Origin of the sequence: Vibrio sp. Vb1755 (assembly GCF_033338635.1) — a bacterium.
GTDB lineage: Bacteria > Pseudomonadota > Gammaproteobacteria > Enterobacterales > Vibrionaceae > Vibrio > Vibrio alginolyticus.
In genome coordinates this window covers 148,673-166,579 of the sequence record NZ_JAWOTA010000001.1, presented here as the reverse complement: position 1 = coordinate 166,579, position 17,907 = coordinate 148,673, and the positions used below count along the sequence as shown (strand labels likewise).

Annotated in this window: 20 protein-coding genes; 8 read left to right on the top strand and 12 right to left on the bottom strand. The window is 45.1% G+C overall.

Annotated features, from left to right (window positions below):
- Window positions 1-102: 102 nt before the first annotated feature.
- Window positions 103-462: a hypothetical protein gene (locus R7E00_RS00795; RefSeq protein WP_005373947.1), complete on the bottom strand. Its 360-nt coding sequence runs from the start codon at window positions 460-462 to the stop codon at window positions 103-105.
- Between the two features lie 320 nt (window positions 463-782).
- Window positions 783-2,093, bottom strand: coding sequence for a nicotinate phosphoribosyltransferase (gene pncB / locus R7E00_RS00790; protein WP_318124397.1), 1,311 nt, complete (start codon window positions 2,091-2,093; stop codon window positions 783-785).
- A gap of 298 nt (window positions 2,094-2,391) precedes the next feature.
- Here pncB and R7E00_RS00785 point away from each other — a divergent pair, with 298 nt between their 5' ends.
- The 4 genes from R7E00_RS00785 (at window position 2,392) to R7E00_RS00770 (ending at window position 5,237) form a co-directional block, all read left to right on the top strand.
- Complete coding sequence (locus R7E00_RS00785) at window positions 2,392-3,117, top strand: NUDIX domain-containing protein (protein WP_005373953.1); 726 nt, start codon at window positions 2,392-2,394, stop codon at window positions 3,115-3,117.
- Window positions 3,118-3,149: 32 nt separating this feature from the next.
- Window positions 3,150-3,803 carry an isochorismatase family protein gene (locus R7E00_RS00780; protein ID WP_053307171.1) on the top strand — a complete coding sequence of 218 codons (654 nt, stop codon included), beginning with the start codon at window positions 3,150-3,152 and terminating at the stop codon, window positions 3,801-3,803.
- Window positions 3,804-3,832: 29 nt separating this feature from the next.
- On the top strand, window positions 3,833-4,189 hold the full coding sequence (locus R7E00_RS00775; protein WP_171344253.1) for a VOC family protein: 357 nt from the start codon (window positions 3,833-3,835) through the stop codon (window positions 4,187-4,189).
- Window positions 4,190-4,343: 154 nt separating this feature from the next.
- Window positions 4,344-5,237, top strand: a complete 894-nt coding sequence (locus R7E00_RS00770; protein WP_064354514.1) for a DMT family transporter — start codon at window positions 4,344-4,346, stop codon at window positions 5,235-5,237.
- On the opposite strand, the gene R7E00_RS00765 is transcribed toward R7E00_RS00770, so the two are convergent.
- Window positions 5,238-5,978 carry a DNA-binding transcriptional regulator YciT gene (locus R7E00_RS00765; protein ID WP_054865466.1) on the bottom strand — a complete coding sequence of 247 codons (741 nt, stop codon included), beginning with the start codon at window positions 5,976-5,978 and terminating at the stop codon, window positions 5,238-5,240. It abuts the gene before it with no gap.
- Between the two features lie 218 nt (window positions 5,979-6,196).
- On the opposite strand from R7E00_RS00765, the gene R7E00_RS00760 reads away from it, so the two are divergent.
- Window positions 6,197-6,676, top strand: coding sequence for a peptide-methionine (S)-S-oxide reductase (locus R7E00_RS00760; RefSeq protein WP_005388723.1), 480 nt, complete (start codon window positions 6,197-6,199; stop codon window positions 6,674-6,676).
- Between the two features lie 38 nt (window positions 6,677-6,714).
- Here the strand turns inward: R7E00_RS00760 and R7E00_RS00755 are convergent, their stop codons facing one another.
- The 4 genes from R7E00_RS00755 to R7E00_RS00740 form a co-directional block, all read right to left on the bottom strand.
- Window positions 6,715-7,770, bottom strand: coding sequence for an NAD(P)H-dependent flavin oxidoreductase (locus R7E00_RS00755; RefSeq protein WP_104980413.1), 1,056 nt, complete (start codon window positions 7,768-7,770; stop codon window positions 6,715-6,717).
- Window positions 7,771-7,957: 187 nt separating this feature from the next.
- On the bottom strand, window positions 7,958-9,361 hold the full coding sequence (gene eat / locus R7E00_RS00750; RefSeq protein WP_171342651.1) for an ethanolamine permease: 1,404 nt from the start codon (window positions 9,359-9,361) through the stop codon (window positions 7,958-7,960).
- Between the two features lie 11 nt (window positions 9,362-9,372).
- Window positions 9,373-10,257: an ethanolamine ammonia-lyase subunit EutC gene (gene eutC, locus R7E00_RS00745; RefSeq protein ID WP_262606166.1), complete on the bottom strand. Its 885-nt coding sequence runs from the start codon at window positions 10,255-10,257 to the stop codon at window positions 9,373-9,375.
- On the bottom strand, window positions 10,250-11,662 hold the full coding sequence (locus R7E00_RS00740) for an ethanolamine ammonia-lyase subunit EutB (protein WP_005373972.1): 1,413 nt from the start codon (window positions 11,660-11,662) through the stop codon (window positions 10,250-10,252). The genes eutC and R7E00_RS00740 overlap by 8 nt, the downstream gene beginning before the upstream one ends.
- Window positions 11,663-11,846: 184 nt before the next feature.
- On the opposite strand from R7E00_RS00740, the gene R7E00_RS00735 reads away from it, so the two are divergent.
- On the top strand, window positions 11,847-12,797 hold the full coding sequence (locus tag R7E00_RS00735) for a helix-turn-helix domain-containing protein (protein WP_161440815.1): 951 nt from the start codon (window positions 11,847-11,849) through the stop codon (window positions 12,795-12,797).
- Window positions 12,798-12,841: 44 nt separating this feature from the next.
- Here the strand turns inward: R7E00_RS00735 and R7E00_RS00730 are convergent, their stop codons facing one another.
- Window positions 12,842-13,369 carry a TetR/AcrR family transcriptional regulator gene (locus tag R7E00_RS00730; RefSeq protein ID WP_262606167.1) on the bottom strand — a complete coding sequence of 176 codons (528 nt, stop codon included), beginning with the start codon at window positions 13,367-13,369 and terminating at the stop codon, window positions 12,842-12,844.
- Between the two features lie 122 nt (window positions 13,370-13,491).
- On the opposite strand from R7E00_RS00730, the gene R7E00_RS00725 reads away from it, so the two are divergent.
- On the top strand, window positions 13,492-13,713 hold the full coding sequence (locus R7E00_RS00725) for a hypothetical protein (protein WP_017635120.1): 222 nt from the start codon (window positions 13,492-13,494) through the stop codon (window positions 13,711-13,713).
- A gap of 98 nt (window positions 13,714-13,811) precedes the next feature.
- Here R7E00_RS00725 and R7E00_RS00720 read toward each other — a convergent pair whose 3' ends face one another.
- The gene (locus R7E00_RS00720; protein WP_005373979.1) at window positions 13,812-14,183 is read right to left on the bottom strand and encodes a VOC family protein; all 372 of its coding nucleotides are present in this window, start codon (window positions 14,181-14,183) and stop codon (window positions 13,812-13,814) included.
- A gap of 59 nt (window positions 14,184-14,242) precedes the next feature.
- Window positions 14,243-15,133 (bottom strand): LysR family transcriptional regulator, encoded by an 891-nt coding sequence (locus tag R7E00_RS00715; RefSeq protein ID WP_005388706.1) that lies wholly within the window; start codon window positions 15,131-15,133, stop codon window positions 14,243-14,245.
- Window positions 15,134-15,242: 109 nt separating this feature from the next.
- Between R7E00_RS00715 and R7E00_RS00710 the strand changes: the two genes are divergently transcribed.
- Window positions 15,243-15,854, top strand: a complete 612-nt coding sequence (locus R7E00_RS00710) for a LysE family translocator (RefSeq protein ID WP_262606168.1) — start codon at window positions 15,243-15,245, stop codon at window positions 15,852-15,854.
- Between the two features lie 131 nt (window positions 15,855-15,985).
- On the opposite strand, the gene R7E00_RS00705 is transcribed toward R7E00_RS00710, so the two are convergent.
- Both R7E00_RS00705 and groL read right to left on the bottom strand, forming a co-directional pair.
- On the bottom strand, window positions 15,986-16,195 hold the full coding sequence (locus tag R7E00_RS00705; protein WP_005373984.1) for a hypothetical protein: 210 nt from the start codon (window positions 16,193-16,195) through the stop codon (window positions 15,986-15,988).
- 105 nt (window positions 16,196-16,300) lie between these two features.
- On the bottom strand, window positions 16,301-17,899 hold the full coding sequence (groL, locus tag R7E00_RS00700) for a chaperonin GroEL (RefSeq protein ID WP_258481925.1): 1,599 nt from the start codon (window positions 17,897-17,899) through the stop codon (window positions 16,301-16,303).
- Window positions 17,900-17,907: the final 8 nt, after the last annotated feature.

Here is a 17,907-nt window from a genome sequence, read left to right as displayed (position 1 = left end):
TTATAAGAGGTACGTCAAGAAACACTCAGCAGAATGTCAACAGAGCTAAAACTGTATCACTACTGATTATGATTGGGCTGGACTAGTCTATGAGATTTATTTTTAAGCCAAGCTCAAAAATAGTTCGTCATCCGTTAAATACTTATGACGGTGGCTTAGATTACGCACGTGCATAAACATAAAATCAGGGAAACCAGGCGCTATAATGTTATTTGGTTCCCAGCATACACCGCCAACAAACACATATCGCCCCTGCTTGTCATCTTCGTGAAGGGGGTTATTAAGAGGAGAAGAAAACTCTGCTCGGCAACCTTCAACCACACAAACAATTTGTCCTTTAAAAAGGCCAATCACGCGCTTTACAAGATTTGCCTTGATACCACACTTCCATGCTTGGCGAGTGGCCATCTCATAGCCATATTTTCGGATCGCTTTCTTTTGCAAATGTACTACTAGGTTCATTTTGACTCCTGATTCAAGCAACTACGTGAAGCCCAAAGTCATAAAAGCAGATAGACGTCTATACCCGAGTGAGCTCATGGTACGTGGGAATAAACTACGTGATTAGACTGAGTTTAGTGTCGGATGAGATACACCGTCCACGATGCTGTAACGTATCGATTTACACCAATCAAAGGCAGATAACACATCAACTTTTGAGTGCTTTCCTGCGCTGTGTCTGGTTACTTCTGTATATTACTATAACGAAATCACCCTCCACGTTTACCTATATAAATTTGTCGTAACGATAGAGGGTGCTTATCATGGAGAGAGGATAACGCCTACACGTCGATGAGATAATTTTGACCTTCAGTTTCTAAACGATCGATCATTTTACGACACTCATTTAAATCAAGAGGTTGTTCAAAGCGGCGCTTGAGATTCATCAAAAAGAAGATATCTTCACACATGGCTTTCTCAGGTTCGTCACTGATTTTGGCGACCGGTGAACCATTGCACGTGACCATTTTTATCACGATAGAAAGTGGCTGGTAGGCTTCACCATCTTTATTGACATAATCACCCATATCATTGGCAAGAAAAGTACCGATACCAAAACTCACCTGAATACGTCCTTGGAAATACTCGCAAATATCTAACGCTTGTTCGAAGTTAAGTCCGTCGGTAAACACCAGTGTTTTTGTTAATGGGTCTATATTCAGCGACTGGTAGTGTGCAATCATTTTTTCACCCCAGCTATAAGGGCAACCACTATCGTGACGTACACCGAAGTACGCGTTACTTAGTTCTTCATCAAAGTCTTTAAGGAAAGCATCGATACCAATCGTATCGGTTAACGCAATACCTAGTGCACCATTAAACATTTTTTGCCAACGTTGCAACGCCACTTTTTGCGAATCTCGCACATTCACCAGAGCTTGGTGTCCCATAAACCATTCATGAGCAACCGTGCCGATAGGCGTCAAGTTTAGCTCTTTTGCTAAGTGATAGTTGCTTGTTCCTGTCAAACATTCCGGCACTTCCTGGCACAAATATTCCAGCATAGTGCGCTGAGCTTGAAAGGAAAAACGTCGACGCGTCGACATGTCAGAAAATTTAAAGTTAGTAATGTTACGACGTTTTAGTTCCGACTTTAGGTGTCGAACTTTCTCTTCTAAAACAGTGGTAAATTGCGCAACAGGGATATCTGACCAACGCTGACGGCTACGAACTTCAGACACGATACTCATGATGATCGTTTCGTACAAGATGGTATCTCGCCACAAACCGTTAATGGTAATTCTTAACTGGCTTGAGCCATCAGCCATGGCTTTATTATGGAAAGAGACATCACTTTGTGGGTTGAAACGGAAATGGCGCAGTGCATCAACAAAGTCAGGATTCAGGTAAGGCGCGACACGCTTAATATATTCAATTTCTTCTTGCGTAAATTGAATATCTTGCAGTTTAAGGACTTCGGCTTTTACCTCAGGCAAAAGCTCAGAGAGGTCTTCCTCACTGCGCACGATAAACTTATATGACACCATCGCATCAGGGTAAAGCGCTGTTACAGCGCTCATCATATTGACTTTGTAGACATCGAAATCCAAAGCGCTTTGAATGATGCGGGAAGAAAATAGTTTGGTGGTCATTAGGTGCCCTTCTACATGCCCTTCCTGGGTATATAACTTTTTGTTACTAACTAATTTGCGTAAACAATAAACACCCATCTATAGTTTGTCAACTTTTGTTACTAACCACTCATTTTTATAAGGTTTTTTTGTCTAGAATTCGAGCAAGCATTGTGAATAAGTCAGAGTCATCCGTAAATTTATGCTCAAACCGTATTACGAACACTACCAAAAACGTTTCTAACAACTCGTTACTTACCCATTGATTGACCACTTGTTATGCGCTAGATTATTTACAAATCAATATTAGGACCCAACCATGATCGTATCTGTCGACATTATTCCATTCAGGCTATCTGGCTGTGCCGATAAGGGATTGGAAGTGTTGTTGATTAAACGTTCAAATCCAAATCGGCCATACCATGGAGTCTGGGCACTACCGGGCGGATTTGTCTTTGATAAAGACTTAACCAGTGAAGGCGGACGCCCGGCCGATGAAAACTTTGAAGCGGCGCGTCGCCGAATTTGCCGTGAGAAAATCCATACCTACCCTCGCCATTTTAGCGAAGCGTTTATCGACGGTGATCCAAAACGCGATCCAGAAGACTGGAGCTTAAACATTACGCACTACGCCTTAGTTGATCGTAACAATGTAGAGCAAATAAATAATGCAGGTGTACCGGAATGCCAACTTAAATGGTTTTCGCTACAGGCTATTCTCAATGGAGAAGAGACTCTCGCATTTGATCATCAAAAAACCATTGAAAAAGCGTGGCAAAAGCTTCGTGCATCCATTGAATACACATCGGTTCTTTTGTTTGCATTAGACAAAGAGTTTTTGGTTGCGGACATCATTTCTGCTTATCAAGAGTTTGGTATTGATATCAGCCGAATGACGATTAAGCGCCGCTTGATAGATTCAGGCGTACTAAAACCCACTAATAAAGTCGCTTCAACCAACAAAGGCAAAGGTGGAAAACCCGCAATGGTATATACGCTGACTAGCGACGAAGTAACCTTTTTTCAAAACTGTTTGCGTGGATAAACGCAGACAATCAGACAGACAAGGAGTCTGCCATGACTGTTCGAGTAAACTATCAAACTACAGCAGTGATCGACGTTGATCCAGAGAAAGGCTTTAGTGAGTTATGTCCAGATGAACTGCCCGTTGCAGGTGCGTTGGAAATCGTACCGGAACTTTTGAACAATCATGCCAAAGGCCGATTAAAACTGGTCAGTCGTGACTTACACCCACCAAAAGCAAAGTGGGATGCAGAATCGCCATCCAATATGCTTGAGCCCGTTGGTTTACCGAATGTGGATATAAAGTGGAACCGTCACTGTGTGCTTGGCACAACAGGTTCTGAGCTGCTAGATGGCTTACCACCCGTGTTGGACTATGATTTTCAAGTTAATAAAGGTATGGATCCTGACGCACACCCTTACGGTATTTTTTTCCATGATATTGCCGACACCAAAACGACAGGCGCGCATGAATTTCTAAAGTTCAACGGGATTGATACCTTAGTTATCGGTGGCCTTGCCTTAGACTTTTGCGTGAAAAAATCCGTCATGCAAGCGCTGGAACTTGGCTACAATGTGGTAGTTAATCTTGCTTCAACTCGTGCGGTGCTGCCTGATAATGTAGAGAATGTGCTGACAGAGCTCAGAGATAATGGCGCATTATTTGTCGAAAAAGCGGACGACATCATCGTAGAAAAGTTCGCTTAGAAACGATAGTAACCGAGAAGGATTTCACCATGCATCAACATGAAAAATTGAATTACGTTGAATTTGGTTCCACTAATGTCAGTGCGACCAAACAATTTTTTGAGCGTGCTTTTGACTGGAGCTTTACCGATTATGGTCCAGAATATTCTGCATTTTCAGGACAAGGGTTGGATGGCGGATTCTTCAAATCTGAGTTTATAAACCAAACCGCAAATGGTGGCGCACTTTTAGTATTTTATAGCTCAGACATTCAGGCCACTCAGACAAAAGTAGAGCAGTATGGTGGAAAAATTATCCGCCCTATTTTCGAATTCCCCGGCGGCTGTCGATTCCACTTCACTGAACCGAGTGGAAATGAATTCGCAGTATGGTCAGAGAGCCATTAAGTCATCACACATCAACAACACACCATCAACGTGAGCCCAAGCTAGCCAGATCCGGAACTGGTATTACATTTCTGGTTGACCTCATCCTTGGTTTAATTCACTGTTAGCGCAACAATTAATCGATGAGGCGCTAGACCTCGACCAAGGATGTCAAATGACTGCCGTCAGTTTTTTTCGCTTACTCTGCCTCGCTGCTATTTGGGGTGGCTCGTTTCTGTTTATGCGAGTCGCCGCCAACACATTCGGGCCGGCTTACTTAATCGAATTTCGAGTTACATTTGCCGCCGTCGCTTTGTTATTGATCGCCGTATATTTGAAGAAGAAACTCACGTTAACTGCGCATACTAAACACTTCTTTATTATTGGCTTATTCAATAGCGCAGTTCCATTTTTACTCTTTGCGTACGCAGCCCAGACACTGAATGCATCAACTTTAGCAATATTGAACTCAACCGCCCCAATATGGGGAGCACTAGTTGGCTTTGTTTGGTACCGCAGCCCACTCACAGCGAAATCTGTTCTCGGTATGCTAATAGGCATTGGAGGCGTTGCAGTCTTGGTCGGCTTAGATACTTCAACCATAGGTGAAGAAGCCATGCTCCCTATTGCCGCCAGTTTGATGGCTTCTTTCAGCTATGGCATTGCTACCAACTACACTAAAAATGCGCCACAAGTACCAGCTTTTGACAATGCTCACGGCAGCATGTGGGCGGCGGTTATTTGGGTACTGCCGCTGCTACCATTCTTACCAATGCGTGCAGAACCAAGTCATTTCGAATGGAGCTCTGTTGTCACGCTCGGCGTTGTATGCACAGGGTTCGCTTATTTGCTCTATTTCCGCTTAGTTTCTGATATCGGCCCAGCGTCAGCACTGACTGTCACTTTTCTTGTTCCTGTTTTTGGTATCTTATGGGGCTACTTGGTGCTAGATGAGCCCGTCGGCTCTAACACCATCATAGGAACAATTCTAGTGCTTAGCGGCACTATGCTAGTCACCGGTTTCTCCCCAACAGCAATGCTCGCGAAGCGAAAACAAAGCGTTGCTTAATCAGCCTAATATAACTTCCACACCTCGCTTTTTGATTTGTTCAAGGTCGCTTTTCGGAGCGGCTTTGTCAGTCAGCAGCACTGATATTTCGTCAGTCTTACCAATTGATGAGGGATAAATTTGCCCAAATTTACTAGAATCCGTTAGAACAATATTGCGCCTTTTTTTCGCAATGATGGTTTCTGCGATCTCAGCACGCATCATGTCGCGGCTAGTAAAGCCAGTGTCTTGATGGAAGCCGTCAATACCCAAGAAGGCTGTGCTGAAATGAATGTTCTCAATACACAACTTAGTCAGCGGTCCGACCAAACTCTCGCCTTGGTGCTGATATACGCCACCAAGCAAGATAATGTTGGCAGAAGTGTTACGGATGAGATGGGCGATATACGCCGATGGCGTAATGATGGTCACATCGCCGCGCTCAGCCAAAGTCCGAGCCAACAACGCATTGGCACTGCCCCCTTCAATCAGCACTGTCTCATTCGATGCGACCAAATCCGCAGCTTGGTTTGCGAGCGATTGTTTAATATCGAAACGCACTTCTAGACGGGCATCAATGTCATCACTTTGCAACGCGGTAGCTGCGCCGTGAACGCGCTTTAGGTAGCCCTGTTGCTCCAGAAAGTTCAAATCCTGTCTGATGGTCACGCCCGACACACCAATGATGTCAGAAAGCTCCGTGACTTGAACGCGTTTACGGTCGTTCACTAATTGCAGGATTTCATTTTGTCTTGGGTTCACAGGTTCGCTCCTTATTGATGAGCTTACAGTATACTCACCTGATGTTTCATATGAAAAGAACTTGAAAGTAAAAAAGGAAAAAACGCGTGGTCTGATTAGCCAAGCTGTACCTTGCGAATATCGCTCCCATCAACAGATAATAGGGCAACGGAAATGGGATAGAAGAAGAGGGGTTAGCTCCCTACATCCCAACAACGGTAAAGACTAGGATAAAAGTGATGGAAGAAATTTACTTCGCTGGCGGCTGCCTTTGGGGCGTGCAAGAATTTATGCGCCACCTTCCGGGCGTAATCAACACAGAAGCCGGGCGAGCAAATGGCACAACGGATAACACTCAATCCGAATACGATGGCTACGCAGAGTGCGTGAAAACCCAGTTCGATGCTGAGCAAGTTTCGGTTGAAACTTTAATGGGGTATTTGTTTGAGATAATCGACCCTTACAGCGTTAACAAGCAAGGTGAAGACGTAGGTGAGAAGTACCGTACTGGTGTTTATAGCCAAAACGAACAGCATCTCACCATCGCGAAAGCGTTTATCGCAGCACGACCGGACGCCGACAAGATCGCCGTAGAAGTACTGCCACTCACAAATTATGTACCAAGTGATGATGAGCACCAAGACAGACTCACAAACTTTCCGAATGATTACTGCCACATCCCATTAGATTTACTACATAAATACAGGGATAACTCGTAACCATTCAGTCAGCATCGCTTTAAAAGGCAAGATGCATATCAGTTAAAATCGATGCCTTCCATTAATGACAATGTCATTTCTGCCGCCGATATTTCCTTACAACCCGACGAGTTTTGTCCGCACCACAACGGTGTGAATTCATCTCGGTTTTGCTTTTCCATAAGCGCTCTTAGTTGAGCCATTTCAATGGAGGCGTATGGGAATTTCGGCGCAAACTCACTGATGTAGCCTAGCTCCGACATTGCGCGATTCACAATGCCTCTCGCTGGTCGGCCCGAGAAAACATTGGTCACAGCGGTATGTTGCGCGCGTTCACTGGCAATGGCATATCGATGTAAAGACGATGTTTTCGCCTCATCACACAACAAATAGGCGCTGCCAACTTGAACGGCACTCGCTCCTAATCTCAACGCGGCTTCCACCCCTCTTCTATCAGCGATTCCGCCTGCAGCAATAACAGGCAAATTCACCCGTTTGGCGATTTGTGGTAATAACGCAATCAAACTTAATTGAGTAGTTAAATCATCCGATAAAAACATACCTCGGTGTCCACCAGCCTCCAAGCCTTGGGCGATAATACCGTCAACGCCTTTTGCTTCTAGCCAAAGTGCTTCGTCCACCGTGGTCGCTGACGAAAGGATCTTCCCTCCCCACCCTCTAATTCGAGCTAACAGATCATCGTCTGGCAAACCAAAGTGGAAACTGATCACTGGCGGTGCAAATGGTTCAATCGCGTCAGCAATATCATGATTGAAAGGCATCCTTGTCGGAGCGTTTGGCTGAGCCTGAACGGTTGCATCAACCTCGGAAAAATACGGTTGCAGCGTTTTTTGCCACTTTTCGTGCTTGTTGCCGTCATACTCCGGCATTTCATGGCAAAAGAAATTGAGGTTAAACGGTCGGTTAGTTGCCTGCTTGATAAGTTGAAGTTCTTTTACGATGGCGTCTTTGTTCAGCATTCCACAAGGTAACGAGCCAAGCCCGCCAACATTACTGACGGCTATGGTCATTTGGCTGTCTTGCACACCGGCCATTGGTGCTTGAATAATCGGTAACTCTGTTCCCAAAAGTGTATTAAATATCTTATTTATCATGACCTTTCCTTGAAAACTTAACCTTTACCTGTGATGGATTTGCGCCATCGTTATCCAGACTAGACTTTCACATGATTAACCGCTTATAAAGTTAAAGTGATGCATTTGTGCGCTATGCACTTTTGATAGAAATGACAAAGGGAGCCTATGGCTCCCTTAATATGCTGAATAACAAGAATCAAAGTGACTATCGTACGACATCTGATTCAAGCTCTAGCTCTGCTACAGACAGCATGGCAAACTCTTCCTCGGCGGTTGCTGCCACCAGTTTGTTGCGGCTGTATAACCCATAATAAACACCACCGATAAGAAACAATCCCATTGTCATGAAAAAGGCTGAGGGATCAAAAGCATAAACACCTGTCATTGCGATCAAAGAAAGCACCAGAGAAATACTCGAAGTAATTATCCCACCAGGCGTTTTATATGGACGAGTTAATTCCGGCTGTTTAATTCGCAATAAAATATGGCTCAAGGACATTAATGCGTACGATACAGTCGCACCGACAACAGCCATCGCCAAGATTAAGTCCCCCTCACCCGTAAGTGAAACCAAGAACCCAAAAACGCCCGGAACCAAAAGCGCACGAGAAGGCACTTTTTTGTCACTGGTTAATGACAAAGTTTGCGGTAAATAACCCGCGCGGGAAAGCGCAAACACCAAGCGACTGTAACCATAAATGATTGAAAAGAAAGAAGCGATAAGGCCAGCCAATCCAAGTAAGTTCACGGCCATTGCTACCGTTGAATTGCCCGTAAGCTTTAGGGCGTCAACTAATGGCACCGCGCTATCGCCTATGACCTTTGAGCCAACCGCACCAGCCAAAAGGAAGACTACGAGAGTTGCGGTTAGCAATAAAAACAGCATCGCACCAATGATGCCTTTGGGAACATCTTTTGCCGGATTTTTTGCCTCCTCTGCCGCTAAAGGCACACCTTCAACCGCAAGAAACAACCACATTGCAAATGGCAACGCAGCCCATACGCCATACCACCCAAACGGCAAGATTTCTGTTGCCTGAGCCGTCGCCGGAGCAATATCGAATAAGTTATTAACGTCAAAGTGACCAATAAGCACAGCAGCAGTAATTAGAATAGCTAGCACAGCCAAACCGCTGATGACCATCATTACTTTGAGAGCTTCGCCAACCCCTGCCATATGAATAGCGATAAAGACGGCGTAGAAAAGTGCGTAAACAACAGGACCATCGATACCAACCAATTCATTAACTGCTGAGCCAATAAAAATCACTATCGCAGCAGGCGCGAGCGCATATTCAATCAAAACTGATAAGCCAGTGAAAAAGCCACCTGTCGGCCCCATCGCCTGTCTTGCGAAGCTGTAACCACCACCCGCAGCAGGAATAGCCGCAGACATTTCAGCTAAAGACAATACTAGCGTGAAATACATTACTGCCATCGCGATAGCAGCAATAAGAAAGCCTCCCCATCCTGCTTGAGCGATGCCAAAGTTCCAACCGGCGAAGTCACCAGATATAACATACGAGACACCTAAGCCCGCAAGTAAAATCCAACCTGCGGTGCCTCTTTTTAGCTGCCTTTTGGCCAAGTACTCCTGATGTTTAGACATAGTAAATCCTTCTACTTTGATGAAATTAAAAAGTTGTCGCTGTGTTTATCTTCAACGCTTGCGCCACTTGGCTCATTGATATCTGAGCGATCTTTCAGATTCACTCCTGACAGTTGTAATTTTCGAGCCTCCTTGAGCAAGTAAAATGCGCGTTCACAGGCATCGTCATAGTTGAGTCCCTGGGGACGCACATTGGAAATGCAGTTTCTTTGGGAATCTTTAGAGCCTCGTTTAGCCCCCCAAGTGAGATACATACCCATGCTATCCGGAGAAGTTAGACCGGGTCTCTCTCCAATTAAAACCAGCACGGCCTTGGCGTTAAAACATTCACCAACATCATCCCCTACCGCTACTCTTCCTTGCTTTACGATTGTGATAGGTGCGAATTTCCATTGATGTTCATCATCAGCGCTTAAAAGAGAAATCAATCGCGTAACAACAGGCACGGCATGGTTTTGAATTGCGACGGAAGAAAGTCCATCAGCAATAACAATCGCAAGATCAATGTCAGTGTTATGCTCATTTGCTATCGAGTTGAGCGTTTTCCAAGAAGATTCATCGAGCTGCCGTCCTAAATCGGGCCTTTGCAAGTACATAAGCCGATCACTCACTTGGCTGCTCACTACCACTGGAGGCTCTAAGGTATTTTCAAGAATCGAGTAAGAGTCCGACAAACCAGCAACGAGAGACTCAATATTCAAACTGCAATGCACTGCATCCATAGCTTGGGCATGATCCAGCTGAAATGAGAGTAACTCGTTGGTTGGTACACTGTTTCCGCTGCGACCCAGAGCGATCCGAGCAGAGGTGAAGTCGCGTAACTTGCCCCAAGGGTTGTGTGTGACAACTTCAGACTCATCTTGTGGGGACTGAGCAATGGTGATTACTTTACCCATGAGAATACCCCTTATTCAGTTGATTAATTGCTCCCGAAAACGAGCGAGAGATTTGCTCACTTAACCGAACGTCTTGCACGCTCTCGAAAATCTGCATCTCCATTAACCATTGTTCAAACTCTGGAGCTGGCTTCAGACCGAGTACTTTTCTTGCGTAAAGGGCATCGTGAAATGAGGTAGTTTGATAGTTGAGCATGATGTCATCAGACCCTGGAATACCCATGATGAAAGAGCACTCGGCCACGCCTAACAGTGTCAGCAAATTATCCATGTCATTCTGATCGGCATAGGCATGATTGGTGTAACAGATGTCGCAACCCATGGGTAAACCAAGCAGCTTCCCACAAAAATGATCTTCAAGCCCAGCACGAATGATCTGTTTGCCATCAAACAGATACTCAGGGCCAATAAACCCAACAACTGTATTAACCAACAAAGGATCGAACTGTTTCGCGACAGCATAAGCACGGGCTTCACAAGTCTGTTGATCGACCCCATGAAATGCATTCGCAGACAGCGCGGTACCTTGTCCGGTTTCAAAATACATCACATTGTTTCCTACGCTACCTCGATTCAAAGACAACGCGGCTTCATGGGCCTCTTTCAAAATCGACAAGTCGATTCCGAAGGTATCATTCGTCCCTTGCGTGCCGCCTATCGACTGAAAAACGAGATCGACTGGTGCGCCCATTTCAATGGCTTCGATCGTGTTCGTTACATGAGTTAACACACAAGACTGAGTCGGTATTTGATAGTGTTGAATCACCTCATCCATTAAGTTCATTAACTTGATAGCTTGAGGCACATTATCTGTTGCCGGATTGATACCGATAACCGCATCGCCATTTCCGTACATCAGACCATCAAAAATGGTCGCTGCGATACCGTTGAGAGAATCAGTGGGATGATTCGGCTGTAAGCGAGTAGACAGGCGACTCGGCAAACCTATCGTATTCCGAAAAGCCGTGACAACTTGGCATTTTTTAGCAACGAGAATCAAATCCTGGTTGCGCATAATCTTACTGACTGCGGCCACCATTTCTGGTGTTAAACCTTGACGAATTTTAGCCAACGTTTCACCATCGGCTTCTTCACTCAGCAGCCAATTTCGAAAATCTCCGACCGTCAAGTGCTCAATCTGCTTAAAGGCTTCAAGGTCATGCGTATCGATAATTAGGCGAGTGATATCGTCGCTTTCGTATGGAATAACCGCCTCGTTAAGAAACGTTTTAAGTGGTAACTCAGACAGCGCCATTTGTGCGACTACACGTTCTGCCGCTGACTGAGCACAAACCCCGGCTAACGCATCGCCTGAGCGCTCCGGTGTCGCTTTCGCCATCAAGTCAGCTAATGACTTAAAGGTATAGACTTTACTTCCTTGTTGCCGACGATAAGTTGCCGTCATTGCTCTTCCTCTTCACTATTTGGTTCGCTTTTTGCTGAACTATCAATAAGCTTTAAGAAAGTATTGCCAAATGTGTTCCGTAGCGTTATCAAAAACTGGCAACATTTATAAACCAATAATAAACAATGAGTTATGTAAATACTGCTCCAACATGACTCACAAAAAAGGAATGAGCATCACAAGGATGAGTAACCAAATGCCCCAAACTGCACCAATGCTGTGCATCCATCACACTAAGGATGCAAACCAACAAGCTGCGAGTCTGATAAACTGGCAACAGGAATATGACCAACTCAGCGATGGTCGATTTTTAGGTCAAATTCGAGAACGACGATTTCCCAATTTCCATGTGTTTCGTGAAGACAGTAACCGCTCGCTAAGACAGCAATGCAGGGTTGAAGAGGGAGGTATTTGGTTGGGTTTGAGTGCGGAAAATAAGCCGCTACACCTAAATCACAGTCAGTTTAATTCAAGCCAACTTTTGCTTAGGCAAGGTGGCGCTGATTTTGAGTTAATGACACCGGAGCAGTTTTCTATCTATGGAATAGTGCTCGACAAAAACTTCGTTCACATCATAGAAAATCAACTTGAGCTTGGGAGTATCCAAAACAACACATTACACTTAACGGGTTTGACGGAAAAACACATTCAACAACTTAAATACTACTTAGGCACGTTACTTGGTTCCGCCGAGCCAAGATGGTCTGAAACCACACATCAAGCAATCTTAAAAGATATTGTGCTGGAGTTGTTCTCACTCAGTTCACTGCACACGAGCCATCCGATATCAATCTCTCATCGTCAACACGTGATGCACCGTATAAAACAACAGCTACAGGATCTAGACTACCGTACACCGATAACCGTCAGTGAACTGTGTGACGCAGTACACGTCAGTCGTCGCACACTACAGTACACCTTTGAACATTGCTGTAATACTTCCCCAAAGCAGTTCATACATCGAATGCGCCTGAATCAAGTACGTAGAGTGCTACAAAACCCTGAAGATAATCGAACAATTGCAGAAATCGCTTTTGACTTTGGTTTTTTCCATCTCGGGCAGTTCAGTCAAAGCTACAAGCGGCTATTTGGTGAGACGCCAACTGAAACGAGAAAATGGGAGCCCAGCAAATAAAATGACAGGCAGTATATTCTTTCAGATCCTGCGTTGGGGCCATGTTATGCAGTCGCAATGATTTGCTGAAACTTAGCATGAAGCTCTTCAAGTGCCGCTTCAACATCCGGTCCTGCACGGCTCAAGTGCGAGATTAACGTCATAAAATAGCAGTCAAAAATCAGCGGTATTTTTCCCTCAAGGACGGAGCTTCCGTTTACAGATTGAAACAAAGCTTGGTTAAACGACTGATAATAATCCAAATCCCAAATCACTTCTTTCAACAAAGCTCGGCTCAGCTCAACGTTCGCAAAATAGTAGCGATAGTATTTCTCCGTCAGCGCCAAACCAATGTCGATATCGGTTTTACCTTCCACACTGACTAGCGTTTCTTGGCTGATCTGTTGCAGTTGCGCCAGCATCCCTTCGCGCAAAATCGACAGTTTAGTCGGGAAATGGCTAAACACTGTACCATCGGCTACTCCTGCTTCTCTCGCTATCTGCCTTGTGGTCGTCATGTCATAGCCATTTTGAGCAAAAGATGCCCATGCGGCTTTTAGAATTTTATCTCTGGTTTGTTGTCGCTTCGTCATTGATGTGTCTGCTTAATGAGCCTGAAAGGATCATACCTTGCGTGGTTGAGATTGACAAATTGAGCGCGCTCATTTATAAAATTGAGCATGCTCATTTTATATAAAAACAAAAGGAATCGCTCATGTACGTATTAAACAAACTAGGCCAAGGATTGATTTTCTTCCCGACCATCTTCTGCTTTTCGTATATTTTAAGACCGATATTAATGGTCATCCTTATTCCAGGAGGACTCGCACTTTTGGCGTTAATCGGTGGCGCAGAAGTCAGAGCGGAACTCAAAGCCATGCTGCTTGAGGAGTTTTTTGGCGTTAGCCCATCGCACACCACCTCGAAAAAGGCGTGAGTGCGCTACAAACGTTGGCAAGGCTAAGTAAAAAAGAAAACGCGCAGATATCGAGATCTCAATACCTGCGCGTAGATGCGGTGAAAATAAGACTGGCTTTAGTCAGTATTCATGTTCTGGCCAATTCGCCATAAAACGCCACTAGGGTCAAACAAACAACATTCGCGCATGCCCCAAGGTTGCTCGACTAGCTCTGTCAAACGCGAACCAAATTCCTCATGACCCACTTTGGATAAGTGCTGATGCCAACTTTCTGCGTCTTCTACGAGCAAGTGCATCATGAAGTTATTGCCGTGTTCTGGCTCATAAAAATTCTGTAAAAGAAACGCGCAGCTACCTTGAGAGAAGTATGCTACATCACCGAAGTCCGACGCCATTTCAAAGCCAATCGCCTCATAAAAGCGTTTTGATAGCGCGTAATCTTTCGCCGGAACAAATGATTTGATTTCAACAATATTGAGGTTTTCCATTTCCAATTTCCTAAGCCTTTTTCCATAAAACTGACTGACGTAATCTCGCTCTATGCCTTCTATTCGCCTTGCGTAATCTGCTGTGATGACAGTGGCACACACTCTGCCATTTGCGTTTGTAACCACGTGATAAATTTATGTTCGAGTTCTGTACGCTTTTTATCTTGACTCAATAAAACGTAATTGCAACTTGATGGAGAAAACCCAAATGGTGCGACCAAATTACCACGCTTAATATCGTCCATGACAAAAGGATACGATCCCATTGCGACGCCTAAGCCATCCACTGCGGCTTGTATGCAAAAATAAAAATGCGCGAATGATTGCTGAGTGTTGCCGTTGAAAGTTTCACAACGTGTTGATTGCTGCCAATCCGCCCAAGCATTCGGTCTGGTTTGGCTATTCAACAATCGAGCTGCTTTCAAATTGTCTTTAATGGATTGCCAATACTCAGGAGAAAATACCGGCCCCACCCACTCTTCCACAAGAATGGTTTTGTCGTAATCGTGATGCTGCGCAAAATCGTCTCGACGAATCGCCATCGAAAGCCCAGTTGATCCTAATGTTACCGGGCCACCAGCCGTCGACAAACGAACATCAGCACGGTGTTCATCATTAAACGCGGCCAACCTTGGCATCAACCAGCGCATGGTTAATGTCGGTTCACAAGACACTTCAAGATGCTGATGCTTCTCTTGAATAAGCGTATTCACGCCTGTTTCTAGCGTTTGGAATGCCGTTTCTGTGTATGTCTTGAGTAATTCGCCTTCTGCCGTCAACACGACTTTCCTGCCCTCTTTGAAGAACAAAGGTTGAGACAGATATTGCTCAAGTTGCTTGATCTGCTTACTCACGGCTCCGTGGGTAATGTTCAGTTTGTCAGCCGCTTCAGTGTAGCTTGAAGAACTCGCCGCAACGTGGAAGACATAAAAAGATTTCAGGTGACGCATCTGTGAGTTTTTCTCACCAATATGGGAATGTTTTTCGATTATAGTCAGTAATAAAGACGCCTACAATTCCACTACATCCCAGACTTCATCATTCAAACAGGAAATCGATATGGAATTTGTAACTCTTGCGTTATTAGGTGTGCTTATTGTCATTAGCCCTGGCGCAGACTTTGTTTTGGTATTAAGAAATAGCTTAAATCAAGGACGAAAAGCAGGCGTATACAGTGCGATTGGTATCAGCATGGCGATCAGCATCCACATCGCTTACTCCACGCTAGGGATCAGTTACTTAATTTCACAAAACGAATGGTTGTTTAATCTCGTGCGCTATCTTGGGGCCGCTTATCTTGTCTACCTTGGGATTAAAGGAATATTCTCCTCGCAGCCTGCGTCAAACTCAGAAACCATTCAACAGAGCGAGTATTCAATGTGGCGATTTTTCATGCAGGGATTTCTGTGTAATTTACTCAATCCCAAGACGATGCTGTTTTTTCTGAGTATTTTTAGCCAAGTGATTTCTCCCGACTCTAGTCAGCAACACATCGCCTTGTTTTACGGGATTTATATGATTGCGCTGCATGGTATTTGGTTTTCTATCGTTGCTGTTTTATTCACGTCATCCCGGCTACAAGCTTTCTTGTTGAAGATTAAGCATCGACTCAATCAAGCATGTGGGGCGGGATTAATCATTTTCGGCGCAATGCTGGGCTTAAAGGTGTAGTGCGCTTGCGGTCCGATTACCCCAGTTCAAATTGATCATTGAACAAGTGGCAGTAATCAAATAAAAATCTACATTATCAATACTTTAAATTAGAAAAAAACAGCCAACGTGCGCTGGCTGTTTCGATACAGTTAATGGATGACCCGAGCGTCCCCTTTAAATAACTGAGACAGATCGATAGTGAATATCGTCACTGTCGGACGTTTAGGCAGAGCATTTTCGATCGAAAACTCTGGCCCAGCTGGAACGAGGGGGAAGTGAATAGCAGTCGGCCACGTTGACGAAGCTTCATTACCGCCCGGCTCAGATATTGAGAAAGAAAACGCAGGTAAACGGGTCATAACACTTACCTCAAATGACTGATTAGCGGGCTCAAGCGAGCCCGCTTAGGTTTTGCGATGTTATTGTTATTTTAACGCTTACTTAATCACTAACGGTTGATGACGTTAGATATCAAGTTCTTTGTCTTCAACGTGGTTGGTGATCATCGCTTCAGTGGTGATCATCAAGCCAGCAACAGACGCAGCGAATTGAAGCGCTGAGCGTGTTACTTTCGCAGGGTCCAAGATGCCCATTTCGATCATGTTGCCGTATTCACCTGTTGCAGCGTTGTAACCGTAATCGGAATCACCAGCTTTGACAGCGTTCGCCACAACAGAAGCTTCGTCACCTGCGTTAGTTGCGATTTGACGAAGAGGCTCTTCCATTGCACGTAGCGCAACTCGGATACCCACGTTTTGGTCATCATTGTCGCCTTTTAGATCCGCCAATTCTTTCGCGATCTTAGTTAGGGCAACACCACCACCAGCAACAATACCTTCTTCAACCGCTGCGCGAGTAGCGTGTAGTGCATCGTCCACGCGATCTTTCTTCTCTTTCATCTCAACTTCGGTTGCAGCGCCGATCTTGATCACCGCTACGCCGCCAGAAAGCTTCGCAACACGTTGTTGAAGCTTGTCTTTATCGTATTGAGAGGTGGTTGTTTCGATTTGTTTTTCAATCGAAGCCACACGATCAGCAATCGCGCTTGCTTCTGCTGCGCCACCCACAATGGTTGTTGTGTCTTTGGTGATGGTCACTTTCTTCGCACTACCTAGTTGCTCTAACGTTGCTTTTTCGAGATCTAGGCCGATTTCTTCAGAGATGACCGTACCAGCAGTTAGTACCGCAATGTCTTCCATCATCGCTTTACGGTTGTCACCAAAGCCAGGCGCTTTCACCGCGGTCGCACGCACGATGCCGCGCATGTTGTTCACAACCAATGTCGCTAACGCTTCACCTTCGATGTCTTCAGCAATGATCAATAGCGAGCGAGAAGATTTCGCCACTTCTTCTAGTACAGGCAATAGCTCGCGGATGCTGCTGACTTTTTTGTCCACCAATAGGATGTAAGGGTTGTCTAGCTCGACGCTGCCATTTTCTTGGTTAGTGATGAAGTATGGCGACAAGTAACCGCGGTCAAATTGCATACCTTCAACCACAGACAGTTCGTTGTTTAGACCTTGGCCTTCTTCCACCGTAATCACGCCATTGCGACCCACTTTTTCCATCGCTTCTGCAATGATTTCACCGATCGCGCGATCGCTGTTTGCAGAAATGCTACCCACTTGGGTGATGGATTCTTTGTCACTGCATGGCTTAGACATTTCACGTAGTTTCTCAACCGCCGCTTCAGTGGCTTTGTCGATACCACGTTTTAGGTCCATTGGGTTCATGCCAGAGGCTACCGCTTTAAGACCTTCATTGATGAAAGATTGCGCCAGTACGGTAGCCGTCGTTGTACCGTCCCCCGCTTCATCATTCGCTTTGGACGCCACTTGTTTCACCATTTGTGCGCCCATGTTTTCGAACTTATCTTTCAATTCGATTTCTTTCGCTACAGATACGCCATCTTTGGTGATGGTTGGCGCGCCGTAAGATTTATCAAGCACAACGTTGCGGCCTTTCGGGCCTAGTGTCACTTTTACTGCGTCCGCCAGTAAGTTCACACCTTTCAGCATTTTTTGACGTGCGTCATTAGCAAATAATACGTCTTTTGCAGCCATGGTTATCT